21 protein-coding genes and 1 tRNA gene are annotated in these 25880 nt (G+C 58.0%); 10 read left to right on the top strand and 12 right to left on the bottom strand.

Annotated elements, in window-relative coordinates; translation table 11 throughout:
* Positions 1-128: 128 nt before the first annotated feature.
* From II896_02305 to aroF, 8 genes are all read right to left on the bottom strand, one after another.
* Positions 129-557, bottom strand: a complete 429-nt coding sequence (locus tag II896_02305) for a 3-dehydroquinate dehydratase (GenBank protein MBQ4443477.1) — start codon at positions 555-557, stop codon at positions 129-131.
* Complete coding sequence (locus II896_02300; GenBank protein MBQ4443476.1) at positions 538-1761, bottom strand: hypothetical protein; 1224 nt, start codon at positions 1759-1761, stop codon at positions 538-540. The genes II896_02305 and II896_02300 overlap by 20 nt, the downstream gene beginning before the upstream one ends.
* 3 nt (positions 1762-1764) lie before the next feature.
* Positions 1765-2907: a chorismate mutase gene (locus II896_02295; protein ID MBQ4443475.1), complete on the bottom strand. Its 1143-nt coding sequence runs from the start codon at positions 2905-2907 to the stop codon at positions 1765-1767.
* Positions 2908-2988: 81 nt separating this feature from the next.
* Positions 2989-4065, bottom strand: a complete 1077-nt coding sequence (gene aroC / locus II896_02290) for a chorismate synthase (GenBank protein ID MBQ4443474.1) — start codon at positions 4063-4065, stop codon at positions 2989-2991.
* Positions 4046-5293: a 3-phosphoshikimate 1-carboxyvinyltransferase gene (aroA, locus tag II896_02285; protein ID MBQ4443473.1), complete on the bottom strand. Its 1248-nt coding sequence runs from the start codon at positions 5291-5293 to the stop codon at positions 4046-4048. Before aroA ends, aroC begins: the two co-directional genes overlap by 20 nt.
* The gene (aroB, locus tag II896_02280) at positions 5290-6327 is read right to left on the bottom strand and encodes a 3-dehydroquinate synthase (GenBank protein ID MBQ4443472.1); all 1038 of its coding nucleotides are present in this window, start codon (positions 6325-6327) and stop codon (positions 5290-5292) included. Before aroB ends, aroA begins: the two co-directional genes overlap by 4 nt.
* Entirely contained in the window at positions 6320-7171 is an 852-nt protein-coding gene (locus II896_02275) for a prephenate dehydrogenase (GenBank protein MBQ4443471.1), read from the bottom strand. Before II896_02275 ends, aroB begins: the two co-directional genes overlap by 8 nt.
* Entirely contained in the window at positions 7168-8187 is a 1020-nt protein-coding gene (gene aroF, locus II896_02270; protein ID MBQ4443470.1) for a 3-deoxy-7-phosphoheptulonate synthase, read from the bottom strand. The genes II896_02275 and aroF overlap by 4 nt, the downstream gene beginning before the upstream one ends.
* A gap of 337 nt (positions 8188-8524) precedes the next feature.
* On the opposite strand from aroF, the gene fumC reads away from it, so the two are divergent.
* The 5 genes from fumC to II896_02245 all read left to right on the top strand — a co-directional run bounded on the left by fumC (position 8525) and on the right by II896_02245 (position 15200).
* On the top strand, positions 8525-9886 hold the full coding sequence (fumC, locus tag II896_02265) for a class II fumarate hydratase (GenBank protein MBQ4443469.1): 1362 nt from the start codon (positions 8525-8527) through the stop codon (positions 9884-9886).
* Positions 9887-10196: 310 nt separating this feature from the next.
* The gene (locus II896_02260; protein ID MBQ4443468.1) at positions 10197-10685 is read left to right on the top strand and encodes an NAD(P)H-dependent oxidoreductase subunit E; all 489 of its coding nucleotides are present in this window, start codon (positions 10197-10199) and stop codon (positions 10683-10685) included.
* Positions 10682-12565, top strand: a complete 1884-nt coding sequence (locus II896_02255; protein MBQ4443467.1) for a 4Fe-4S binding protein — start codon at positions 10682-10684, stop codon at positions 12563-12565. The genes II896_02260 and II896_02255 overlap by 4 nt, the downstream gene beginning before the upstream one ends.
* A gap of 14 nt (positions 12566-12579) precedes the next feature.
* Complete coding sequence (locus II896_02250; GenBank protein MBQ4443466.1) at positions 12580-14349, top strand: iron hydrogenase small subunit; 1770 nt, start codon at positions 12580-12582, stop codon at positions 14347-14349.
* Positions 14350-14513: 164 nt separating this feature from the next.
* Entirely contained in the window at positions 14514-15200 is a 687-nt protein-coding gene (locus II896_02245) for a GNAT family N-acetyltransferase (GenBank protein ID MBQ4443465.1), read from the top strand.
* A gap of 48 nt (positions 15201-15248) precedes the next feature.
* On the opposite strand, the gene II896_02240 is transcribed toward II896_02245, so the two are convergent.
* Positions 15249-16682 (bottom strand): MATE family efflux transporter, encoded by a 1434-nt coding sequence (locus II896_02240; GenBank protein ID MBQ4443464.1) that lies wholly within the window; start codon positions 16680-16682, stop codon positions 15249-15251.
* A 100-nt stretch (positions 16683-16782) separates the two neighbouring features.
* Here II896_02240 and II896_02235 point away from each other — a divergent pair, with 100 nt between their 5' ends.
* From II896_02235 to thyA, 4 genes are all read left to right on the top strand, one after another.
* The gene (locus II896_02235; protein MBQ4443463.1) at positions 16783-17646 is read left to right on the top strand and encodes a hypothetical protein; all 864 of its coding nucleotides are present in this window, start codon (positions 16783-16785) and stop codon (positions 17644-17646) included.
* A gap of 153 nt (positions 17647-17799) precedes the next feature.
* A tRNA-Val gene (locus tag II896_02230) sits at positions 17800-17875 on the top strand.
* 629 nt (positions 17876-18504) lie between these two features.
* A complete protein-coding gene (locus II896_02225) occupies positions 18505-20235 on the top strand; it encodes a hypothetical protein (protein MBQ4443462.1) in 1731 nt (576 codons plus the stop codon).
* Between the two features lie 28 nt (positions 20236-20263).
* A complete protein-coding gene (thyA, locus tag II896_02220; GenBank protein MBQ4443461.1) occupies positions 20264-21097 on the top strand; it encodes a thymidylate synthase in 834 nt (277 codons plus the stop codon).
* Between the two features lie 93 nt (positions 21098-21190).
* On the opposite strand, the gene II896_02215 is transcribed toward thyA, so the two are convergent.
* Positions 21191-21829, bottom strand: a complete 639-nt coding sequence (locus tag II896_02215) for a 3'-5' exonuclease (protein MBQ4443460.1) — start codon at positions 21827-21829, stop codon at positions 21191-21193.
* A gap of 111 nt (positions 21830-21940) precedes the next feature.
* Here II896_02215 and II896_02210 point away from each other — a divergent pair, with 111 nt between their 5' ends.
* Positions 21941-22609, top strand: coding sequence for a hypothetical protein (locus II896_02210; GenBank protein ID MBQ4443459.1), 669 nt, complete (start codon positions 21941-21943; stop codon positions 22607-22609).
* Here the strand turns inward: II896_02210 and II896_02205 are convergent.
* Together II896_02205 and II896_02200 are read right to left on the bottom strand one after the other, a co-directional pair.
* On the bottom strand, positions 22606-23415 hold the full coding sequence (locus II896_02205; GenBank protein ID MBQ4443458.1) for a ComF family protein: 810 nt from the start codon (positions 23413-23415) through the stop codon (positions 22606-22608). The genes II896_02210 and II896_02205 overlap by 4 nt on opposite strands.
* Positions 23412-25880, bottom strand: a complete 2469-nt coding sequence (locus II896_02200) for an HAD-IC family P-type ATPase (protein ID MBQ4443457.1) — start codon at positions 25878-25880, stop codon at positions 23412-23414. Before II896_02200 ends, II896_02205 begins: the two co-directional genes overlap by 4 nt.

The raw sequence follows: 25880 nt of genomic DNA, 5'->3' as shown, positions 1-25880 counted from the left end.
ACATATGAATCAATAAAATCCAAATCCCGACACGGTCGGATTTCACCCAAGGCAGAGCCTTGGATTTCTCCTTGCGAACGCAAGATTTATCCCGTTCGAAAGAATGGATTTCTCGTAATCTTTTGCGCCTATTTTTTGTTTGCCAAATAGGATAGGGCCTCGCGGTAGCCCTCGAAGCCTTTGCCTTTGACGACCTTTTCGGCATAGAGGGAAACGTAGGAGAAGCGGCGGAAGTCCTCGCGCACGGCAATATCGGTGAGATGCACTTCGACCGTGGGCAACGCGACGGCTTTCAAGGCATCCAAAATGGCCACCGAAGTATGCGTGTAGGCGCCCGCGTTGATGACGACGCCTTGGTAGCGCCCCAAGGCGCGCTGAATGGCCGTGACGATGGCGCCCTCCGAATTGGACTGGAAGAGGGTAACTTTGACGCCCAAGTCCTTGGCGCTCGCGCGGATATAGTCGCACAACGCGCGATAATCGCGCTTGCCGTAGAGGTCGGGCTCGCGTATGCCCACCATATTGAGATTGGGTCCGTTAATCACTAATAGTTTCATAGGCGGTAAGAATGGCGTTGACGGCGGACGAAACCGCGCCGTCGTTCAAAATCGTCGCGTCGGCAAGGGCGCGATAGATGGGCGCGCGCTCGGCGTAGAGTGCGGCGGCGCCCGCTTGCCGTAAGGTCGGTCTGTCCTCGTCCGAAAGGGACGCAAGGTCACGGTTGACGTAGACGACGAACGAGGTGCGATGGATAAGATCGCGGTTTGCGGACAAAAGCACGCTACCGCCGCCGAGGGCGACGACCGCGCCCCTGAGGGCGCATACTTCGCGCACGGCTTGGGCCTCTATCGAGCGGAAAGCAGGCTCGCCGTCCGAGGTGATGATCTCTTTGGGCGTGCGCCCCGTTTTGGCGGTGATGAGGTCGTCCACGTCCACGAACGGCTTGCCCAACGCCTCGGCCACGGCACGCCCCAAGGTGGTTTTGCCCGACGATGGCATACCCATCAAAACGAGGTTGACGGTATCGTTTCGTAGGGTACGTAGGCAGGTTTTTGCGTCCGTCGGCGTGTAGGAAGCGCCCGTCCATATCCGCTCGGACTCCAAGGCCTGCATGACCAACATGGCCAACCCGCCGTGCGCTTGCGCGCCCGCTCGCCTTGCCTCCGAAACGAGGCGCGTGCGGTAGGGATTGTACACGAGGTCGTAGACCAACTCGAGCGTGGGGAAGCGCGACACGTCCAAAGGGGCGGGCGCGTCGTCGGGATAGGTGCCGACGGGGGTGCAGTTGACGATAAGGTGGGGCATAAGGCGGTCGTAGCAGTTGATATAATCGACCTCGCCGTGGCGGCTGACGACGGTGACGATTGCGCCGCTGTCGCGCAAGGCCATCGCGGCCATCTGCCCTGCTCCGCCCGTCCCCAACACGGCGGCGTGAACGCCGTACGGGGGATAGCCGTAGTAGGATAACGCACCCAAAAAACCCGCGTAGTCCGTATTGTACCCCACCGTGCGGCCGTCTACGCGCACCACCGTATTGACGGCGCCCAATCGAGCGGCCAAGGGGGAAAGCTCGTCGAGGTAGGGAATGACGGCCTGCTTGTAGGGAATGGTGACGTTGAAACCGTCGTAGGGGGCGGTCTTGACGAACGAGGCGAGGTCGGCCTCGGACACCTCTTCCAACGCGTAGTCAAGCCCCCGCGCACGATGCAGGATAGCGGAATAACTGTGGGATAGGGTTTTGCCAATCAAACAATATTTCATAGCCTATACGATTTCTTGGTAGCTGCCCAAGAACGTGAAGTTGCCCGAACTGTTTTCCAACTCGGCGATGAGCGCGACGATATTGGGATCGAACACGTTGCCGTCGAAGTCGAAGTAGAACATGAACTCAAAGGGCATATCGGGCAAGGGACGGGACGCCAATTTGGTGAGATTGAGTCCCAGCGAGGCGAAGCGCCCCAACGTGCGGTGAAGACTGCCCGGCTCGTGAGGAAGGCTGGTCATCACGCTGATTTTGTTGCTGCCTGCGAAAATCTCCAATTCCTTGCCGATGCAGATGAAACGCGTGTAGTTGGCGGGGCTGTCCTGCACCGAGGACTCCAAAACTTCCAAGCCGTAGATGGCGGCGCATTCGGCCGAGCACAGCACGGCGGCGGTGACGTCTTGGGAGGCGGCGAGCGCCTTGGCGGCGGAAGCCGTATTCTCGGCGGCGACGGTGAGATAGCCCTGCTTTTTGAGATAGGCGGCGCATTGCGAGAGTGCCTGCGGGTGAGACGTGACCGTCTTGACGGAGCGCACGCTGGCGCCTTTGACGGCGGCAAGACAATGGTCTATTTTGACGCGAATGGCTCTGACGATATGGAAATCGTACTTCTTCATAAGGTCGTAGACCTCGCCTACCGAACCGGCGGTGCTGTTTTCGATGGGCAACACGCCGTATTGACACAAACCCTTGGCCACCGCGCCGAACACGCCCTCGAACGAGCGGAAAAATGTGACGTCCGCTATGGGGAAGAGTTTGGCGGCCGCCGTGTAACTGTTGGCGCCCAACACGCCCTGACAGGCGACCGACGCGGATACGGGGAAAGCGGGTTGCCCCGCCGCCACGATGGAACGGAGCAACTCGGCCGTGGGCGAGGTGCGACGTAATAACGCCCCTTGATAGGCGCGGGATGACGTGAAGACGCTGTCGTACAAGTCCTTGACGTACAACTTGAATTCGTCCTCGGGAATGTCCTTGGTAAGGCGGTAGACGATGGCCTTTTCGCGGACGGCGTCTCCTATGGGCGCACCCGTGGCGGCCTTACAGCGGGCGACTTCGCCCACCAAAGCAAGTCGCTCGAGATAGAGCGACACGATTTGATCGTCTATGTCATCTATTTGCTGTCTGACGTTAGTGATATCCATATAGTTCTCCTTTTGCGGCGCTTTCGGCGCCCGACGCGTGTCCTATCGACACGGATTTTGCCGTTTTGGTAGCGAATACCCCTATACGTGCGGGGGTATTGACGACAATTCGTCCAATAAAGCGATGGCGACGGCGGCCTCGACGACGGGCACGGCGCGCGGTACGACGCACGCGTCGTGACGCCCAGAGACCCGAATGGTCGTGTTTTGCCCCGTGACCAAATCCACAGTGCGCTGTTCGCGGGCGATGGAAGGCGTGGGTTTGACGGCGACGGACAACGAAATATAGTTGCCGTTGGAGACGCCGCCGTTGACGCCGCCCTGATGATTGGTGGCGAAGCGGACGTTGCCCTCCGCGTCGTAGTACAAGGGATCGTTGGCGGCGCTGCCGCGCATACGGCAGAGGTCGAAACCGCTGCCGAACGACACCCCTTTGACGGCGGGAACGGCGTAGACCAACGAGGCGATCTTGCCCTCCAGCCCCTCGAAAAGGTGGTCGCCCACGCCCGCGGGAAAGCCCGTGACCACGCACTCTATCTTGCCGCCCACGCTGTCCGACTCGGCCTTGGCCTCGGCGATCTCGGCGAGCATATCCTCTGCCCCCGAAATGGCGGGGAAGGCGAAGGAAGCGGCCTCTGCGGCTTGGCGCACGTCGAATGACGCGTCGCGATAGGAAGTGCCGACGGCCTGACCAATGGACGCGACGTAGGCGTAAACGCCTACGCCTTGGGCAGATAAAACCTGCTTGCAAAGCCCGCCCACCGCGGCAAAGGGCGCGGTAAGGCGTGCGGAGAATCGACCGCCTCCCGCAAAGTCCAAAACGCCGTCCTTGACGTACCAAGCGTAGTCCGCGTGCGCGGGACGGGGTTTGCCGTACAAATCGGCGTAGTCCTGCGACCGCGTATTGCAGTTGGGAATGACGAGGGAAAAGTCGCCCTCTATGCGCGTGCCCGTGACCCCCTCGAAAATAGGTTCGTCCGCCTCGACGCGGGCGGTGGAAAACACCGAAGCCGACGCCTTGCGCCGCGCCATAAACCGCGCGAGCGCGCGTTCGTCGTAGGTAAAGGCGGGAAAACCCGACACCTTGGCGCCCACGCAATCCCCGTGCGATTCGCCGTACAGTTCTACCGTCAGTCGTTTACCCTTGAATATCGCCATCCGTTTGCCCTCCCAAAATGGAAAAGTCTTTGAAAAAATCGGGGTAGGATTTGCCTACCGCAGACGGCGTGGATACGCGGCTATCCCCCGCGGCATACGCCGCCAGAATGCACGCGCTCATCACCGTGCGATGGTCGCCCCCGCCCTCGAACGCGCCGCCTGCGGGCGTGCCGCCCGTGACAACGAGCGTGCGCCCGACAAGCCTGCATCGAACGCCCGAGGCCGCAAACATATCCGTAATGGCCGCCAAGCGGTCGCTCTCTTTGAGGCGCAGTCTCTCCACGCCCGACAGAATGCTGTCCCCCTCGGCATACGCCGCGAGGACGGCAATGATCTGCGCAAGATCGGGAATCTCGTCCACGTCCACAGAGAAAGCGCGTAACGCCCCGCGCGAAACGGTGACGGCGCGATCGGACACGCGAACGTGCGCACCCAACCTGTCCAACACGGACAGGATGGCCGCGTCCCCCTGTAAACTGCGCGGATCGAGATTGGCGACGGTGACGGGACCGCCCAACGCGCCCGCCGCCAGCATAAAAGCGGCCGCGGACCAATCGCCTTCCACGTTGACCGCATCGGGCAAACGGTAGGTCTGACGGCCGCGAACGGAGAACCCGTACGCAGTCTTTTCCACCGAAACGCCGGCTACGCTCAACACGTCCAACGTGACGTCCACGTATGCCTTGCTGACCATGCCGCCCGACACCACCACGCGGCTGTCCCAGTCCAACAGGGGCAACGCGAACAAAAGCCCCGTAATATACTGTGAACTGACCGTGCCGTCTACGACGTACTCGCCCGCCGTAAGGCGACCGCTCACGCGAAGCCCGTCTATCGCCGCGCCGTGCGCGTTCAATGCGGTCACCAACCCCTCTACGGGACGGGCCGTCAACCCCGCCGCCGCCGTAAACGCGGAAGGAATGCCCAAAGCCGCCGCCACGGGCAACAAAAACCGCAAGGTACTGCCGCTCTCGTGACAATAGACGGTGGCCTTATTGGGGTGCTCTACGCCCAACACCGCGACGTCGTCGCCCTCGCGTCGATAACGAAGTCCCAACGCACCCAACGCGCCCAACGTAGCCCGTATATCCCGAGAATCGCCCGCGCCGACAATGGTGCAGGGCCGCCCCGAAAGATAGGCCGCGATGAGGTAGCGGTGCGCGTAGGACTTGGACGGGGGCGCTTGGACCGTGCCCCTAAGAGAATGCGGCCGGACGATGACGCTCATAGCAACAAACTCCCTATATCCGCATAGGTAAGGCGCACGATACGCGCGCACAAATCATTATCTATCAATACCATATCCACCCCTTTCTCTCCGCTCTTTTTGTCGTTGACAAGTTGCGCGATGATCTCCATGGGCGCGTAGGGGTTGGAAAGGTCGTGTCCCTTGACGGACAAAACGGCCAAAGCGCGACGGTAGGTCTCGTCGGACAGGCCGTAGTAGAGGCGGGACATCGCCAAAACGGCGGCCATGCCCTTGACCACGCATTCGCCGTGCGAAAGGGAAAATTCGGACAATCGCTCGATGGCGTGGCCCACGGTGTGCCCCAGATTGAGCACCTTGCGCAAGCCCCCCTCGCGCTCGTCCGCCGACACGACGTCGGCCTTGCATTGCACGCATTTGGCTATAAGTAGCGGGGTAACGTCCCCTTCTAAATCGGTCATGCCGATGGTGTGGTCGATGAAGGCGTATTTGATGATTTCCCCCCACCCGCACAGCATTTCGCGCGGGGGCAAGGTGCTGAGAAACCCCGTGTTGATATACACCTCGGCGGGTTGGTAGAACGCACCGCAGAGGTTTTTGCCGTAATCTATATTGATGGCCGTCTTGCCGCCGACCGAACTGTCCACCATGGCAAGAAGCGAAGTGGGCACCGCGATAAGGCGCACGCCGCGCATATAGGTGGCCGCCGCGAAACCGGCAAGATCGCCTACGACGCCGCCGCCTAAGGCGACCACGGTGTCCTCGCGGGTGAAGCCCGCCTCGGCCAAACGGTTGAGAATGGAAACGTACTCGGCGGGCGCTTTGTGCGCCTCGCCGTGCGGAACGACCACGCGAAGAACGCTTTTGCCGACGAATTGCGCGGCGACCGCGTCGCCGTAGAGCGCGTCCACCACGTCGTCCGAAACGACGGCCACGTTTCGCCCCGCGGCAAGCGCCGCCGTGGCGGCGAAATCCGCCATATCTTCCCGAACGCGCACGACGTACCGGCTGTCGGTGCATACCGCTATATCGAATCCACCCTTGACACTATCCATTTTTGGTGCTCCTTGCGTCTATCGCCAATTTGCGGCGGTTGCCCTCGTCCAATAGGGCGTACAGTCTATCTCGGTCGCCCTCGTCCAAGGCGACTTTGTAAGCGGAAAGGTTGGCGATGAGTTCGCCGAGTTCCGCCGACAGTTCCTCTCTATTCTCCATCATCAACTGGCTCCACATCGTGGGATTGAGCCGCGCCACCCGCGTGAGGTCGCGGTAACTGCCCGCCGAAAACCCGTCGTGCGATTCGGCGGCCTCGTTTTTGATATAGGCATTGCTGACGATATGGCAAAGCTGCGAAGTGAAGGCGATCATTTTGTCGTGGTATTGCCAATCGGTGACGTGTACCGCGCCGAAGCCCACGGACAAATAGAACTTCTTGAGTGAGTCCAAGGCGTATATGTCGGCGTTGACGGGCACGAGGAGCATACTGGCGCGGTCAAACAAAGTGTACGTGGCGTGCTCGACGCCCGAAAACTCCCGCCCCGCCATAGGGTGACCGCCCACGAACACGAGGTCAGGATAGGTCTCGGCGAAGCCCCGCATGGCCGCCACGACCGTGCGCTTGGTACCGCAAAAGTCGGTGACGTAGCACCCTTTTGGGAGCAACGGCAGGTACGAGGCGACTGCCGAGGCGAAGTCGCGAGGATAGATGGAAACGACCAGCATATCCAAGGTACGCGCGTTGTTTTCGGTCAACGGCTCGTGATAGGCCCGCAGCAATTCGGCCTTTTGCATAACGGCGGGATTTACGTCCCACCCGTACACCGTGTGCGGCGTTCTTTTGACCAAGGTGCGACCAAACGAGCCGCCCATAAGACCCAATCCTATAATGCCGATATTCATGATAGTACCTGCTTCTTGCCCACCATGGGGAGCATGGTATTGACGTTGCGGACGATATCCGCAAATTCGTCGGGTTTGATGGACTGCGCGCCGTCGCACAACGCCTTTTGGGGATTGTTGTGCACCTCTATCATCAGGCCGTCCGCGCCCACGCCCACCGCCGCGTAGGACAAGGGCCGCACAAGACGGGCGATGCCCGCCGCGTGCGACGGATCCACGATAACGGGAAGGTGCGTCAACTCGCGCAAGAGGGGAATGGCCGACAAATCCAACGTGTTGCGCGTATAGGTCTCGAACGTACGAATGCCGCGCTCGCACAAAATGACGTCGTGCGTGCCCTCGCTCATAATATATTCGGCGCTCATCAGCCACTCCTCGATGGTGTTGGCAAGGCCGCGCTTCAAAAGAACGGGCTTACCCATACGGCCGACCTCTTTGAGTAACTCAAAGTTTTGCATATTGCGGGCGCCTATCTGCACCAAGTCCACGTCCTTGAATAAGTCTATGTGTCTGACGCTCATGATCTCGGTGACGATGGGCAACCCCGTGGCCTCTTTCGCTTTGAGCAAAAGTTCCAACCCCGTGCCGCCAAGCCCTTGGAAAGAATAGGGCGAAGTGCGCGGCTTGAACGCACCGCCCCGCAAAACGGTGGCGCCCGCCGCCTTGACGGCACGGGCCACCTCGACGATCTGCTCCTCGGTCTCCACCGAGCAAGGCCCCGCTATCACCTGGAAGTTGTCGCCGCCGAACTTGACGCCGCCCACGTCCACCACGGTGTCCTCGGGGTGAAACTTGCGGTTGGCGCACTTGAACGGCTCCTGAATGCGCCGCACGTTCTCGACGATGTCCAGCGAGCGCACGAGGTCGATGTCGATGACGCTGGTGTCGCCTATCAAGCCCAAAATGGTGGAGTTGGCGCCCTTGGAGACGTCCACTTGAAGGCCTTGGTCTTTTACCCAATCGATGAGGTGATTGAGTTCTTTCTCGGTATGTTCCTGCTTGACGATGATGATCATACGCTATCTCCTGTTTTTTTCAAAAAAAATAGCCGAATGGACTTCGGCTACCTGCTTGCTGTGCGATGGCAAAGAAACCGAAATCCTAACGGGTCGGGGTATAAAAGTAATAGGCGTAAAAGGCGAAACTCGCTTTTTTCATCTCGTTGGCTCCTTTGCTTTATATCATCAGTATAGCCCTTCCGTAAAGGCAAAGTCAAACGATAATTCCCTCTTGCGAAGATTTGTTTGCATTTTTTTTGCAATCCGCACGCGAAATGATATATAATGGAAAGGCAGACGCCCGAAGACCCCCACGGGGGCGGGCGCAAACGAAAACGCAAGGAAGGAAATACGCATGGAATACCGCATAGAAAAGGATACGATGGGCGAAATCAAGGTGCCGAAGGACAAACTGTGGGGCGCGCAAACCCAACGAAGTCTGGAGAACTTCGTGATAGGCCGCGAAAAAATGCCCATCGAAGTCATCTACGCCCTCGCCGAGATCAAGCGGGCGGCGGCCGTGGCCAACTGCCGAGCGGGCGTGCTGACAAAGGAGAAACGCGACCTCATCGTAGAGGCGGCCGACGCCATCCTTTCGGGCGAACTTGACGAGCAATTTCCCCTCGCGGTGTGGCAGACGGGCAGCGGCACGCAGACCAATATGAACGTCAACGAGGTCATCGCGGGCTACGCCGCCGCGAAAACGGGCAAGCGCCCCCTGCACCCCAACGACGACGTGAACAAAAGCCAATCCTCCAACGACGCGTTTCCATCCGCTATGCACGTAGCGGCCTACCGCAAAACCCTCGCGGTACTGCCCGAAATAGACGCCCTCGCGGACACGTTCCGCCGCCTCGAAAAAGAGAACGCGGACGCGATCAAGTGCGGACGTACCCACCTACAAGACGCCGTGCCCCTTACCTTCGCCCAAGAAATCAGCGGTTGGCGGGGTATGCTGGAGACGGCCGCTATGCAGATAAAAGAAAGCGCCGCCGCCCTCTTGGCGCTCGCCGTGGGCGGTACGGCCGTAGGCACGGGGCTCAACGTACCCCAAGGCTTCGGCGCGGCCTTCATAGAGGCGCTCAACGCGCATACGGGACTACCCTTCCGCCTCGAAGAAAACAAATTCCACGCCCTATCGGCCAAGGACGCTTTGGTCTACGCGCACGGTGCGTTGAAAGCCCTCGCGTGCAATATGATGAAGATAGCCAACGACGTGCGCTGGCTCGCCTCCGGCCCCCGCTGCGGGCTGGGCGAAATACGCATACCCCAAAACGAGCCCGGCTCGTCCATCATGCCCGGCAAGGTCAACCCCACCCAATGCGAGGCCGTGACCATGGTGGCCGTGCAGGTGATGGCCAACGACCAGGCCGTGAGCGTGGCCGCCTCGCAAGGCAACTTCGAACTCAACGTGTATATGCCCGTCATCATCTACGACTACTTGCAGTCGGCGCGGCTGCTCGCGGACAGCGTCCGCTCTTTCCGCCTGCATTGCGCGGAAGGGTTGACGGCCGACAAAGCCAAAATGAAAGACAACCTCGAACGCAGTTTGATGCTCGCGACCGCCTTGAACCCCTATATCGGATACGAAAAAGCCGCCCAAGTGGCGAAGAAAGCCTATGCCGAAAATATTTCGCTCAAAGAAGCATGCACGGCGCTGGGCTATCTTACGGCGGAGGAATACGACCGCATCGTGCGCCCCGAAGATATGGTGTAATGCGCCTTCGGGATCGGGCGCTTTACTTTTCGCCGCGTTTTGGGCAAAAGTGCTTTACTTTTTCGGGAAAACCCAGAGGAAAAGGTAAAGCATTTTTGTTTTCGCATTTTGTCGAACGACCGCCGCGAGACGCGGCGAAGAGTACGAGAGCGCGGGCGCAGACGCGAATGCGGGCGCATATTTTGATTTATTGGTAATATTTATATAATATTAAAAATAAAAAACATTGACAGCAGGGGTGCGAGCATTTATAATAGTAGCGGACAAAACCAAAATTTTGTACTGATAATCATACCTAAGGAGGCAAAATATGAGTCAATTAAGTGAAGCGGCTGCAAAGCAAATCAATGAAATTTGCGACAGACACGCCAACGAACGGACCCCGCTCATGATGATTCTGAGCGACATCCAAAAACAGTTCGGCTATATACCTCTCGACGTCCAAGAGTTGGTATCCGAGCGCACCGGTATCCCCGTGGCGGAGATTTACGGCGTAGTGACCTTCTACTCCTTCTTCTCCCTCAAACCGAAAGGCAAATACGTCATCGGTTGCTGCTTGGGTACCGCCTGCTACGTCAAAGGTGCGCAACAAGTGGTAGACAAATTCTCCGAGATCCTCAAGATCAAACCCGGTGAGACCACGGAAGACGGATTGTTCACGTTGGACGCCCTGCGTTGCATCGGTGCGTGCGCCATCTCGCCCGCCATCAAGATCAACGGCAAGGTGTATCCCAAAGTCGCGGTGAGCGCTGTTCCCGACATCATCAACGAATACAAGAGCAAGGAGGCAAACGCATGATTAAGAACTTTGAAGAACTGGAACAAAAATCTTCGCAATGTTCCGCCTGTCTGGACGCCAAATTTAAGGGCGCGGACGGCAAAAGACATATCTTGATTTGCGGCGGAACCGGTTGCTTGTCCTCCAACGCCAACGAGATCAAGGCCGAATTCGAGAAACTCATCGCCGAGATGGGTTTGGGCGACAAGGTTGATTTCAACCAAGTAGGTTGCTTCGGTATGTGCTCGCAAGGCCCCTTCGTCAAAATCTATCCCGAAGAGACCTTGTACAGAATGCTCAAAGTCGAGGACGTCAAAGAGATCCTCGAGAGCGACATCAAGAACGGCAAGATCGTCGAGAGATTGCTCTACGTCGATCCCGTGAGCAAACAAAAGATCGCCAAACAAGACGACATTCCTTTCTATAAGAAACAGGTGCACATCGCCTTGCACGCCGTGGGTAGCATCGACCCCGAGAACTTCGAAGAAGCCTTGGCGGCCGGCGCGTTCAAAGGCTTGGCCAGAGCCCTCAAGATGGACCGCAAAGAGGTCATCGACGAGATCCTCAACTCGGGTCTGCGCGGTCGTGGCGGCGGCGGTTTCCCCACCGGCAGAAAGTGGCTCTTCGCCTATCAACAACCCGACGGCGAGAAATACGTCGTGTGTAACGGCGACGAGGGCGACCCCGGTGCCTTTATGGACGAAGCCATCCTCGAAGGTAACCCCTTGGCCGTCATCGAAGGTATGATGATCGCCGGTTACGCCATCGGTGCGCAAAACGGCTACTTCTACGTCCGTGCCGAATATCCCGTGGCCGTGGCGCGTCTGCAAAACGCCATCAAACAAGCCGAGAAGGCAGGCCTCATCGGCGACAACATCCTCGGCTCGAACTTCTCCTTCCGCGTCAATCTGCGTTTGGGCGCCGGCGCCTTCGTCTGCGGCGAAGAGACCGCTTTGCTCAACAGCATCCAAGGTCAACGCGGTATGCCCAGACCCCGTCCTCCTTTCCCGGCGGTCAAAGGTCTGTGGGACAGCCCCTCCATCGTCAACAACGTGGAAACTTTGGCGTGCGTGCCCTACATTCTGCGTGAAGGTTGGCAAGAGTTCGCCAAGTACGGCACCGAAAAGTCCAAGGGTACCAAAGTGTTCGCTCTGGCCGGCAAAGTCAACAACGTCGGTTTGGTCGAAGTCCCCATGGGTACTACCCTCCGCGAATTGATTTATGAAATCGGCGGCGGCATCCCCAACGGCAAAGAGTTCAAAGCCATCCAAACGGGCGGCCCCTCGGGCGGTTGCTTGACCAAGGACGACTTGGATACGGCCATCGACTACGACAACCTCATCGCCAAAGGCTCCATGATGGGCTCGGGCGGCGCCATCGTTATGGACGAAGACAACTGTATGGTGGACGTGGCCAAGTTCTATATGGACTTCATCTGCGACGAGAGCTGCGGTAAGTGTTCGCCCTGCCGTATCGGTACCAAACGTATGCTCGAAATGCTGACCAAGATCACGGACGGCAAAGCCACCCTCGAAGATATCGACGCGTTGCAAGAGTTGGCGGCCACCGTCAAGAGCAACTCTCTGTGCGGCTTGGGCCAAACGGCTCCCAACCCCATCCTGTCCACTTTGTCTCACTTCCGTGACGAGTACGACGCGCACATCCTCGAAAAGAGATGCCCCGCGCACGTCTGCAAGAACTTGATGAAGTACGAAATCGACCGCGAGAAATGTATCGGTTGCGGCTTGTGCGAGCGTCAATGCCCCGTGGCCGCCATCAGCAAGACCGATTACACCGCTCCCGGCAAGAAACTGCCCGCGCGTGCAATCGACTCCGAGAAGTGCATCAAGTGCGGTTTGTGCATGGCTTCGTGTAAGTTCGGCGCAATATCCAAAAAATAAGAGAGGTGAACGTTATGTCTAAAGTCAATATTAAAATCGAAGGTATTCCTTTTCAAGTAGACGCCGGCCTGACCATTTTGGAAGCGGCGAAACAATGCGGTTTCGAGATTCCCTCTCTTTGCACCTTCAACCACGGCGAGTGCTCGTTGGCATCCTGCCGCGTGTGCTTGGTGGAAGCGACGGGCGCAAGAGGCCTGGTGGCCAGCTGCGTGTATCCCGTAGCCGAAGGTATGGAGATCAAGATCTCTTCTCCCAAGGCCGTGGCCGCAAGACGCGTGTCCGTGGAATTGATCCTGTCCAACCACAACAAAAACTGCCAACAATGCGATAAGAACGGCAAGTGCGAACTGCTGCACGTCGCCAATATCACCGGCGCCAGAGAAGGCCGTTACGAAGGCTCGCAAACGCCCGTGACCGTGGACAAGCTGACGCCCACCATCACCCGCGACACCAGCAAGTGCGTGCTGTGCGGCCGTTGCGTCGCGCGCTGCAAGAATGCGCACGGCATCGGCGTGCTCGGCTTCGAGAACAGAGGTTTCAACACCATCGTCGCTCCCGCCGAGAACCGCAGTTTCATCAACTCGCCCTGCATTATGTGCGGTCAATGTATCAACGTGTGCCCCACCGGCGCGTTGATGGAAGCCAGCGAGATCGAGAAAGTCGACGCGGCTATGGCCGCCGGCAAATACGTCGTGGTGCAAACCGCTCCCGCCGTGCGTGCCGCGTTGGGTGAAGAATTCGGTATGAAGATCGGCACCCCCGTCACCGGCAAGATGGTGGCGGCCCTGCGCCGTCTGGGCTTCCAAAAGGTGTTCGACACCAACTTCGCGGCCGACCTCACCATTATGGAAGAGGCCACCGAATTGCTGAACCGCGTGAATAACGGCGGCGTGTTGCCCATGATCACGTCCTGCTCGCCCGGTTGGATCAACTACGCGGAGTATTACTATCCCGATCAACTCGACCACCTCTCCACCTGCAAATCGCCCCACGAAATGTTCGGCGCCATTCTCAAGACTTTCTATGCCAAGAAGATCGGCGTGGATCCCAAGGATATGTTCGTCGTGTCCATCATGCCCTGCTCCTGCAAGAAGTACGAGAAGAATCGTCCCGAAATGGAAGAAGAAGGCGGTCTGCGCGACGTGGACGCCGTGTTGACCACCCGCGAGTTGGGTAGAATCATTCGCCGTGCGGGTATCATGTTCGATCGTTTGCCCGACGAAGACTTCGACAACGACCTCGTGCACGACTACACGGGCGCCGGCGTCATCTTCGGCGTGACCGGCGGCGTGATGGAAGCGGCCCTCAGAACCGCTTACTTCGTCCTCACCGGCAAAGAGCGCGAGGGCGTCGTGTTCAAAGAGGTGCGCGGCTTCGAGAATATCCGCGAGGCTGAGTTCGAACTCGCCGGCAAGACCATCAAGGTCGCCGTCACCAGCGGTATGAAGGGCGCCAAAGTCCTCTTGGACCAAATCCGCGAGGGCACCAGCCCCTACACCTTCATCGAGGTCATGGGCTGCCCCGGCGGCTGCATCAACGGCGGCGGTCAACCCTACGTGCGCGACGTGTTCCTCCCCAACGAGGACCTCAATATCTACGACACCTATATGCAAAAACGCGCGAACGCCCTCTACAGCGAGGACGAGCGTCAGGTGTGGCGTCAATCGCACAAGAATCCGCAACTGCAAGATCTCTACAAAGAGTTCTTGGGCGAGCCCAACTCTCACTTGGCACACGAGTTGCTGCACACCCACTACAACAAGAACCGCAAGAGATTCGACTGATTGAGGCGGCCTTGATGCAAATACGCCCCGACGTATAGGGGGTATTTGAGACACAACAAACGACTCGGCTTGGTAACAAGCCGAGTTTTTTGTCACCCGCGACGATTGCTTTCGGGAAGGAAATATGCTATACTCAAAACGGAGAAACGAAATGCAATACCTATTTGAAAAAAACCATGCTACGAGAGGTAGCGGAATATGCGGATATGCTGGAATGCCTGCGGCGAGACACCGACGTCTTGTACGACCGAGCGGACGCCATGCTCATACGCGAAAAGAACGGCACCTGCATACTGGGCGCAACGACCACGGAGGCGGGCATACGCGCCTTGACCGCTCTACCCGCCGAACGGCGCAACCTGGTGGTGCGCGACGGCGAAATAAACGACTACGCCGTACGCGAATTGGGCTTTACGCATTCGCTCGAATGCGTGCAGGTGTACTACGCGGGCGCACCCAAACCCGCGCCCGTCAAATTGACCGTTCGTCACCCTGCCGAGGCCGATTGGGACCAAGTACGCAACGCATACCACCTCATCGACGAAGACCCCTTGCGCGAACACTTCTTGTCGCCGGATTTCTTCTGCGGATACTACGAGGGCCATCTCGCCGCCTTCGCGGGGTTGCATAGCGAGGGGGCCTTGGGAATGCTGTACGTCTTTCCGCAATACCGCAGAATGGGCTTCGCGGAAGAAATGAGCAACTATATGATCGATCGCCAACTCGCCTTGGGGCGCTACGTCTACGCGCATATCATCGCGGACAACGAGGCATCTCTCGCCCTGCAACGCAAAACGGGCATGACCTTCGCCCGTCGGCACGTCTATTGGCTGTGGGAAGAAAAGGAATAAGCACAAAAAACGGGGGACGTATCCCCCCTTTTTTTGTTACGGCGGCGATTATGCGCCGATGGCTTCGTCGTCCGAAGACATGACGTCGGGAAGAGGCTCGTCGGGCGGCTCGACGGGCACGAGGGACGCTTTGGCGTCGAACCCGTCCTGCCACTTGCTGAACAAATAGTAGAACAAAAAGACGGTGGAACTGATGCCCCAAGTGATGGGATAGGCCCAATAGACCATGTTGATGGTGTGGATGAAGTGCATCACCAAAATAATATAGATGACGCGGAACACGCACCATACGGACAGCATCACCACCATAGGCACGAAAGCCTTGCCCGCGCCGCGACAAACGGCCGCTATGGCGTGCGAAAACGCCAACAAACCGTAGAACAAACTGCATATATGCGCGTGCGTGACGCCGAAAGACAGCACCTCCGCCGTGCTGTCGAACAGTCCGATGAGATAGGGCGCGGAAAAATAGAACCCAACACCGATGAGTTCGGCCAACACAACGGACAGCACAATGCCGAAACGCGCACCCGTCCGTGCCCGTGCTTTGGCGCCTGCGCCGAGGTTTTGGCTGACGAAGGTGGTGATGGCCATGGTGAAACTGTTGATGGGCAGAAAGGCAAAGCCTTCGATTTTGGCGTAGGAGCCGTAGGCGGCGGTGGCGTATTGACCGAAGAGGTTTATCTGCGACTGCACAATGACGTTGGCAAAGCCGATGACCGAGTTTTGCACGCCGCCGGGAATGCCGTAGCGCAATATCTCCCGAAGAATGGGCCCGTCAAAGCGTATTTTGCGGAAAGAAATGGTGTAGATTTGATTTTTGCGGCACAGATGCACAAGGCAAAGCACCGCCGAAAACGCCTGCGATATGACCGTGGCGACGGCGGCGCTCCACACGCCCCAACGGAACAGGCCGACGAACAGCAGGTCGAGGCCGATATTGAGGACGGACGAAACGATGAGATACAGCAAGGGACGACGGCTGTCGCCCAAGGAATTCATCACCGAACGAAGGGTATTGTACATCACCATGGCAAACGAGCCGATGAAATAGTAGCGGAAGTATTCGATGGCCTCGGGCAATACCGCGGGATCGGTGTTCATCCATCGGAGCATATAGGGGGTGAGCAAAACGCCGCCGACCGTCAGGAAGCCGCCCGCCGCCAAGCCGAACGCCACGTTGGTGTGAATGGCAAGGCTGACTTTCTCGTGGTCACCCGCGCCGAAATAACGCGAGATGACCACGCCCGCGCCCTGCGCCGTGCCAATGAAAAAGGCGCTGAGCAGGAATATCAGCGTGCCCGACGAACTGACGGCCGCCAACGCCGTCGTGCCCAAAAACCGGCCTACAATCAAGGTGTCGGCCGTGTTGTACAGTTGTTGAAAGACCTGGCTGAGCAATATGGGCAAGGCAAAGCCGATCATCAACGTATAGGGATTGCCGCGCGTCATGTCCTTGACGCCGCTTCTCGTCGCTATCATACCTACATCATACCAAATATGCGATAAATACACAACCGAAAACGCGTGATTATCTGCAATACATCTTGACAAAAATCGAGGCTTTGTTTACACTATTAATATGAATCTGACCATTAGAACACGCAAGGGCAACTACTATACCGCCAATTTTCGGCTTGTGTTCGTGCCGATATTGCTCCTCGTCGCGGGCGCCATTCTCACGGGCATTATTTTCGGCTATCAAAACAAATACGAAAAGGTGTATCGGCAAACGTACGACGCTATCTTGCAGTCGGCGCCCGAAGTCACCGTGCCGGACGGCAAAACCGCCGCCAACGCCGTGCGGAATTGCGCATATTCCACGCCCGAACTGTTTACGGTGAATCTCGTGGAATACATAAGCGGCGAGGACGGCACCGTCTATTACTTTACCTACAACGCGTATGCCGCCGATTATCAAGGCAATCTGGCGCGCTACAACGACTATATCGACGAACTGATGGCCGCCTGCCCCGCGCACGAGGACGAACGCGACAAGGTGAAATGGGCGCACGACGTCATCTGCGCGCGCTTCGAGTACGACCACGGTATGCAAAACTACTCCGTGCTGAGTATGCTGGATTCGGGCAAGGGCGTTTGCAATGCATATACGGGGCTGTTTCTCGCGCTTGCAACGCGGCTCGGACTGCAATGCGGCGTGGCGGTCAGCGACCGTATGAACCATACGTGGAATATCGTCAAGGTGGGCAGGAACTGGTACCACGTGGACGTCACATGGGACGATAGCAGCGGCACGTACGACTACTACCTCAAAACGGACGCCGAGTTTCGCAACCTGCGCCACCACGACTGGGTAGATACCAGCAAAAATATGACCTACTACGACAATCTCAAGATCAAGTTGTTCATAGTGGGCGGCGTGGCGCTCGCATTCTCCCTTCTCCTCACGTTCGCGCCGCTACTCTTCAATTATTTGTTCCGCTGAACGCCCCATCGGCAACGCGTACTGCGGCGATAATGCGGACGAGCACGCCAAGTCAAAAGCGCCGAACACAAGAAAAAATACGCACGGTCGCAAAATAATTGTCGCAAAACACTTGCCAAACCGCCGTAAATAGTTTATAATACCTATGCATTTGCGCGATTAGCTCAGCTGGTAGAGCGTCTTCTTGACGTGGAGAGGGTCAGCGGTTCGAGTCCGTTATCGCGCACCAATGTATTTTACGCAGTACTGTGTACTGCGTTTTTTTACATAAAAACGCACGCCTTGCTTGCAAGAGCGAGCGTTTTTATGTAAAGTAGCAAGCGAAGCGCGCGCAAAATACATTGGTGCGGCGGCCCCCTGGCAAGGAACGGACGGATTTCGGCCAAGCAATGCAAGCCGAAATCTTGTACGCAATCCTTTTGGGGCCGCCGTGCTCTGCACGCGATAACGGACTCGCGCCCCCGTGCAAGCACGGAGGCGGTCTTGCTGTGGCGAAGCCGCACAAGACAACCGCCGCCCCTCTACGAGGGTTGCGCCATCGCTTCGCTCCGGGCAATAGACCAGCGGTTCGAGTAAAACGGTTTTTTGATAGATGCTACCCTGGCAAGGAACGGACGGATTTCGGCCAAGCAAAGCAAGCCGAAATCTTGTACGCAATCCCTTTGGGGCCGCCGTGCTATGCACGCGATAACGGCCTCGCGCCCCGTGCAAGCACGGAGGCGGTCTTGTCGTAGCGAAGCCACGCAAGACAACCGCCGCCCCTCTACGAGGGCTGCGCCATCGCTTCGCATAGAGGAACGGGGGCAAACGCAAACTCGGCGTTGACAAGGGTGGGCGGGCGGTGTATAATAAATTTATATGAAAAACAGGTTTATTGCTATTATCGTTATATGCTTGGCGGTTATCGTCGCCGTGACGGCGGTGGCGTGCCGCGAGAAGAAGACGGAGACCGCCGCCCTGACGCCCATGAGCGAAGTGCGGCTGGAAGGTCACGTCCTCACCTGGGACGCGGTGGACGACGCCGCTTTCTACACCGTCAAGGTGCTTTTCGACGAGCATAACGGATTTGAAATACCCGTATCGGGCACCCGTCACCCCCTCGCTTTGTACGAGGAAGGGACCTATACGCTGTCGGTGCGTCCCGTCTTTGCCGAGGGCTACGGCGCATACTCCCCCGCCCTCACCTACACCATCGAGAAAGAAGTGGTCGTCACCCCCTCCGAGGACGGCAAAGTCGTCCTGCGCGGCGCGGGTACCTACGAAGACCCTATCCTCATCTACACCAAAGAGGAATTGGCCTCGCTGACGGACGGCAAGCGTTCGGTCACCGAAAACGGTGAGACCGTCAAACTGCAAAACTACTACCGCTTGATGAACGATATCGATCTGTCGGGCGAGGAATGGATCTCGATAGGTTCCTCGGCCAATCGTTTCGAGGGCTTGTTCGACGGCAACGGCCATACCATCAAAGGACTGACGCAGACCAAACTGAACAGCAAATCCTCTCGCTATAATTGCGGCCTCTTCGCCGAGTTGGGCAAGGCGACCATCGTCAACCTGACCTTGACCGACGTCAATATTTCGCTCGGTCTCGTCAACGAAGAATTCCGCATAGGCGGCATCGCCGGCTACAGCGTGGGCGCTACCATCGAGAATTGCCGAGTGAGCGGCAATATCACGGTCAACAGCCCGCAAAGCACCCAAAAAGCCGCCCACGTGGGTATGCTTTTGGGTTACTCCAACGGCACGGACGTGCGCCGAGTGGAGACCGACGGCACCATCGACGCCACCTACGCCAAGATATACGCGGGCGGCGTGGAAGGCATGTGTACGTCCGCCTCGCTGGACGTGCTGAACGACGTCGCATCCTACGTGAACGTCAAAGCGCATGGTACGGGACGCAAGGATAATCAAGCGGCGGGGCGCGCCTACGCCGCGGGTATAGCCTACCTGTCCAACGTGAGTTCGGTCGCCAACGTGGTGTGGTTGGGCACCGCCTCGGCCACCGCCGTCGTCGGCACGCCCGCCGATGAAGAATACTACGCGGAAGGTATGTTCGTCGTGGGCGGCGACAAACTCGTCAGAGGACAAAGCCAAGTGACGATAGAAGACTGTTTCTTCGACGTGGACGGCTTGGCTTACGACGAGGACGCCTACTCCCTCGATAAATACAACGGGGACGAAACGGCCCGACTGAACGCCATCGCCAACCGCTACGCCACGGGCAACGCGCAGTCGCAAAAACGCACCTCGTCCGTGTACGGCGTAAACGCCGCCACGCGCACCCTGCAAGCGTCCTACACGCCCCAAGAGGAAGGCGTCACCTTCGGCTTGGACTTCGACGCGGTATGGACGATGACCGAAGAAGCATCCGCGCCCGTTGCCTTGCAACCCTACCGCTCGCAATGGTACACCGTCACCTTCGTCGCGGACGACGGCACGACGGTCAGCACGCAACGCATCTTGAAAGGCCGCGCGGCCAATCCGCCCGAGTACGTGGGCGCGGAAGGCGTCACCGTCAAGTGGGACATAGACGCGGCCGCCCCCATCACCGAAGATATCGTCGTGCGCCCCAAGCACGCCGAATAACGATAAATAACCCACGAAAGGAGATACTATGAGTTACGCCGACAAAGTTTTCAAGGAAAATATCGAGTACATTCTGGCCAACGGCTTCAGTGACGAGAACCTCGACGTGCGCCCCCATTGGGCGGACGACAACGCGCCCGCGCACACCGTCAAAGCCTTCTGCATCGTCAACCGCTACGACCTCAGCAAAGAGTTTCCCATCATGACCATGCGCTACACCAACTTCCGCGCGGCCGTGGACGAGATCTTGTGGATTTGGCAAAAAAAGAGCAACAACGTGCACGACCTGGGCAGCCATATCTGGGACGCGTGGGCGGACGAAAACGGCTCTATCGGCAAGGCGTACGGCTACCAGCTGGGCGTCAAACACCACTACAAAGAGGGTGACATGGACCAAGTGGATCGCGTGCTCTTTGACCTCAAGCACAACCCGCAATCCCGCCGCATCCTCACCAATATTTACGTGCACCAAGACCTCAGCGAGATGGCGCTCTATCCCTGCGCCTACTCGATGACCTTCAACGTGGTGGGCAACAAACTGAACGCCATATTGAATCAGCGTAGCAACGATATGCTGGTGGCCAACAACTGGAACGTCGTGCAATACGCCGTGCTCACGCATATGTTCGCGCAGGTGTCCGGCCTCGAGGTGGGCGAATTCGTGCACGTCATCGCCGACGCGCATATCTACGACCGCCATATCCCCATTGTCAAAGAGGTCATCGAGCGCCCCCAAATGGAAGCGCCCAAGTTCATCATGGACAAGAGCATCACCGACTTCTACGATTTTACGGTGGACAGTTTCCGCTTGGAAGGCTACGACGCGCCCAAACTCGGCAAACGTCTGCCCGTGGCCGTATAATCGGCGAGAAACGGCGTTAGACTGACGATAGAAAACAAAAGCGGGTTCCGTCAAACGAGGAACCCGCTTTTTCGTTTGCGAAAGGTCAACTAACTATTGCCAACCGAACTTGTGGAAAGCGGCGGCAAGCGCCATATCGCTGCGACAGGCGTTGTCTAAGGCCAAGAACATCTTTACCGTATCGTGCCGAGCGTCGTGCGCGGCCTTGCGCGTGTGATACAACTCGTCCATCATACGCATAATATCCTCGTTGGTGACGCCTTCGAACGAGGCGAACTCCTCCAGCGAGGGCATTTTGTAAAAGGATCCCCTGCCCGGCAATTTGAGCACCGAGGCGAAGCGCCGCATGGTGCAAAAACACTTCTCCCACACGTCGAACGACAGCCCGACGCGCCGAAACTCCACCTCGAGAAAGCGGACGTCGAACGTGATATTGTGCGCCACCAACACGTCCGCCGAGGCAAAGTCGCGCCATATCTCGTCCGCGTGGTCGGCAAACCCAAGCCCCGCGGACAGATCGCGCACGATGGAAGGCGTCAGCCCCGTCACGCGCGTCGCGCCCGGCTCGATGGCGTCTACGGCAAAATAATAGTTCTTGGCGGCCACCAAGTCGCCGTCTTCCTCTACGAGGTAGGCAAGTTGACATATTTTGCCGGGATATACCGTGCCGCCCAAGATAAACCCATCCGCGCGCAGACCCGTCGTTTCGGTATCGAAGTACAAGGTTTTCATACCCGAATTGTACCACCCCGCATACTCTTTTGTCAATTATTGACGAATGTTTTGCCGTGCGGTATAGCCGCGAAACGCCCCGCATAAGGATAGGCGAATAAGGAGGACGATATGAATTTGACCGAACTGCTGGCTACACCCGTTATACACCTCGCCACCGCCGCCCGCTTGGGCGTCGTGAGCGCGTTTGCCCTCGGCGCGGATATGCGTCGCATTGGGCAAGTGGCCGTCATAGACGAGGACAACTACTGCCGCGAACTGCGCTACGACTTCGCGGACGTCAAATGGGGACAGGACTTTGCCCTGACCGCCGCGGACGAATCCGCCCAACGCTGTACGCTCATCCCTTTCCGCTCCTCGGTGGTGGACGCCGACGGAACGAACTACGGCTATCTGAAAGAAGTGGAATGCGACCAAAACGGCAAGTTGACCGCCCTCGTCACCACCGAAGACGAGCGCATCGCGCCCTCGCGTCTCGCCATGGTGGGCGACGTGGTGCTGCTGAAAGGCAAACGCCGCTACGCACGCAAAACCGACAGTGCGCGGGACGAAGCCGAACGGGAACAACCCGACGTAGAACGCCTGTTCAACCTGCCCCAAACCGCGGGGCTCAAACGCATCGCGGGCGATTATTCCTTTTTGATAGGACGAAAAATAAAAAGCGACCTGATACAGCGCGGCGAGGTCGTACTGCGGCAAGGCAGCGTGATCACGGCCGACCTCATCGACCTGGCGCGGGAACGAGGCGTACTCCTGCCCCTCACCGAACTGTCGCGCTAACGCTCGGCCACGTTGGCCAGCGTGAGGCCGTACACGTGCACGGCGCCCGCCTTTTTGAGCGCGTGCGCCACCTCGGACATAGTGGCGCCCGTGGTCAGCACGTCGTCTACGACCAAGACGCGCATCCCCTTGACCAGAGTTTTATCGGCGATGAAAGCACCCGCCAAGTTGTCCTGCCGTTCGCGGTAGGACAATTTGGTCTGCGACGAAGTGGATTTCACTTTGACGAGCGCCTCGGGCAAATAGATAAGCCGTGCCCGTTCGGCAAAATCCCGCGCCATAAGATGCGCCTGATTGTACCCTCTTTCGCGCTCTCTTTTGCGGTACAACGGTACGGATACGACCAAGTCCACCGCGACGGGATCGTCGAAATAGAGGTCGGCGAGATAGGCGCCGAAATAGGGAGCCAAGTAGCGCGCGTCACCGTACTTGAGGCGGTACGTCGCCTTGCGCACCTCGCCCTGATAGGCGAACACCGAGCGCACGCGGTCGAAATGGCGCTCGCCACGCCGACACATGGCGCAGTAGCCCGACGAGCGGTCGCCCTCGCCGTCGGTAAACCCCACTTCCCCATCGAATTCCACCGCCCGCGGCGCGTCGGCGCCCTCGGGCAAAAACGGCTTACCGCATTTGAGACAAAAAGCGTCGCCCACGTAGGGCAAACGCGGGCGACAGGTATCGCATACCCCCAGACGGTTGGGGGTATATAGCTCTTTTTGGCAAAATATACACGTGTAGCGGTCGGGAAAAATCTCCGCCGCGCACGCCTTGACGAAGCGCTTGAACGCGGCCTTTGCGTCCTTCACGCCTTATCCTCGAGATGCAACGCCCGCATCATCTTCTTGGCCGAGAACATATTGTACTTGTTGGCGAGGAAGGTAAACAGCGTGAATACGACTATCGAGAACCCGACGCCTATGCCTATGAACGTCCACACGTTTTCGGTCATATCCCCGATGGGCGTCATCGAGAACAAATTCCACTTGCGCAGGTTGAGCGGATGGCCGGCCACGTTGATTTGCAACGAGCACATCAACCAACCCGTCGCGAAGATGAGCCACATGGCAACGTATAGCAAAAAGTGTTTCCAATTGAAGGGACGGCAGACGTTGAACAGCACGAAGAAGCCGTTGCACGCCAGCACGATAACGGACACGGTGGAGACCTCGTCGGCCGTAACGGCGAAACGCGCGGGCATTACGCGCAACATCAACTGCAAAAAGGCGAACGCCAAAGCGATGGTGATGGCGCCCGGCGTAGACTTGGCCAGCGCGTTCTGCAAGAAGTGCCCTTTGACGCGTTCGTGATTGCGCTCGAGCGCCAGAATAAAGCTGGGGAGCCCAATGGTCGCCATGCCGATGAGGGTGATATTGGTAGGCTCGAAGGGATAGTCGCCCACGAAAAGGAACAAGACGGACAGTAGCGCCATATACATCGTCTTGACGAGATACAACGCCGCCGAACGCTGCAAATTGTTGATAGACCGCCTGCCCTCGGCCAAGATGCGCGGCATAGAGGCGAAATTGCTGTCCAACAGGACGAGTTGCGCCACGTTGCGCGCGGCGTCGCTGCCCGACGCCATGGCGATGGAGCAATCGGCCTCTTTGAGCGCCAAAACGTCGTTGACACCGTCGCCCGTCATGGCCACCGTATGCTTGTCGGCTTTGAGCGCTTTAACCAGTTTGAGTTTTTGCTCGGGCGTCACGCGGCCAAACACCTTGTAGCGGCGTGAGGCGTCGACCAACTGCTCGTCCGTCTCGATGGTGGACATATCCACGTAGGTGCAATCGGCAAGCCCCGCCTCTTTGGCGATGGCCGACACGGTCACGGGGTTGTCGCCCGAAATGATGCGGATATCCACGTCCTCTTGGGCGAAATAACGCAACGTTTCGGGGGCTTCCTCGCGGATCTTGTCGCTGATGAGGACGTACGCCATCAACTCCAACCCCGCAGGCAACACGGATTCGGTCATTTGCGCGGCGCTACGCGCCAGCACGAGCACGCGATAGCCCTCTTGGGCGTAATGCTCCAAGAGCGACCGCATATCCTCGCTACGCGTGGGGAACACGAATTCGGCGGCGCCCATAATGTAACTGCCCTCGGCAAGGGACACGCCGCTCCACTTGCGCTCGCTCGAAAACGGCGCCACGTAGTTGGGCGTGCGTTTCTCTTCGCGTTGCATATCCTTGCAATACTCTTTGACGGCGTTGTAGGTGGGATTGCTGTCGGGCAAAAGGTCCACCAACTCCATCAACGTGTGCTCGATGATCTCGTGCGAATTGTCCGTCACGGGCAAAATCTTCTTCACCTGCATACTGCCCTCGGTGATGGTGCCCGTCTTGTCAAGGCACAGCACGTCCACGCGCGCCAACGTTTCTATGCAATACAAGTCCTGCGCCAGCGTCTTGTGGTGGCTCAATCGTATGATACCGATGGCGAACACCGTGGACGACAAGGCCATCAAGCCCTGCGGGATCATGCCCGACATACTGCTGACCATGCTGACGATGGACGCGTCCAAGGGATTGTGCTGTAATAGATACTGCTTGAGGAAAAGCAGCACGCCCAAGGGTACCACGATGATGGACATCAATTTGATGACCGTGCGCAACGCGCGCAGGATCTCGCTGTTGGTGCTCTTGATATACTTGGCGCCCGAGGATATTTTGGACACGTAGTTCTCCATACCGATATGGATGACGCGCGTTTCCACCTTGCCGCTGACGAGGAAACTGCCGCTGAGAAGCGTGTCGCCCACCTGCTTGACGACGGGATCGCTCTCGCCCGTGATGAGGCTCTCGTTTACCTCGCACGAACCGGTGAGCACCACGCAGTCGGCGCATACCTGCCCGCCCGCAGACAGTACCATCATATCGTCCATCACGATGTCCGCAAGGGCGATCTCGCACTCTCGGTCGTCGCGAATGACGGTGACGCGGGGAGCGGACAAAAGGGAAAGTTTGTCGATGGTCTTTTTGGCGCGGACTTCCTGCACGATACCGATGATCCAATTGATGACGGCGGGACCGATGAACGTGACGTTCTTGGGCGAATGCCCGACGAAACACACCAATAGCGCCAACGACACGTTGAGGATATTGAACAGCGTAAAGGTGTTGGTGCGGAAAATCTTCCAATAACTCTTGGTGCGCACCTCAGTCTGCCCGTTGACAAGCCCCGCCGCTACGCGCTCGGCCACTTGCTGAGAGGTCAGACAGCCTATGCCTTCCGTCAAAGAATAGGGTTCTATCGGTATCTCTTTTCGTTTCAT

It is taken from the genome of Clostridia bacterium, assembly GCA_017394805.1.
Classification (GTDB): domain Bacteria; phylum Bacillota; class Clostridia; order Christensenellales; family CAG-1252; genus RUG14300.
Note: the sequence above shows the minus strand (reverse complement) of the source record. Positions and strands in the feature narration are given on the sequence as shown.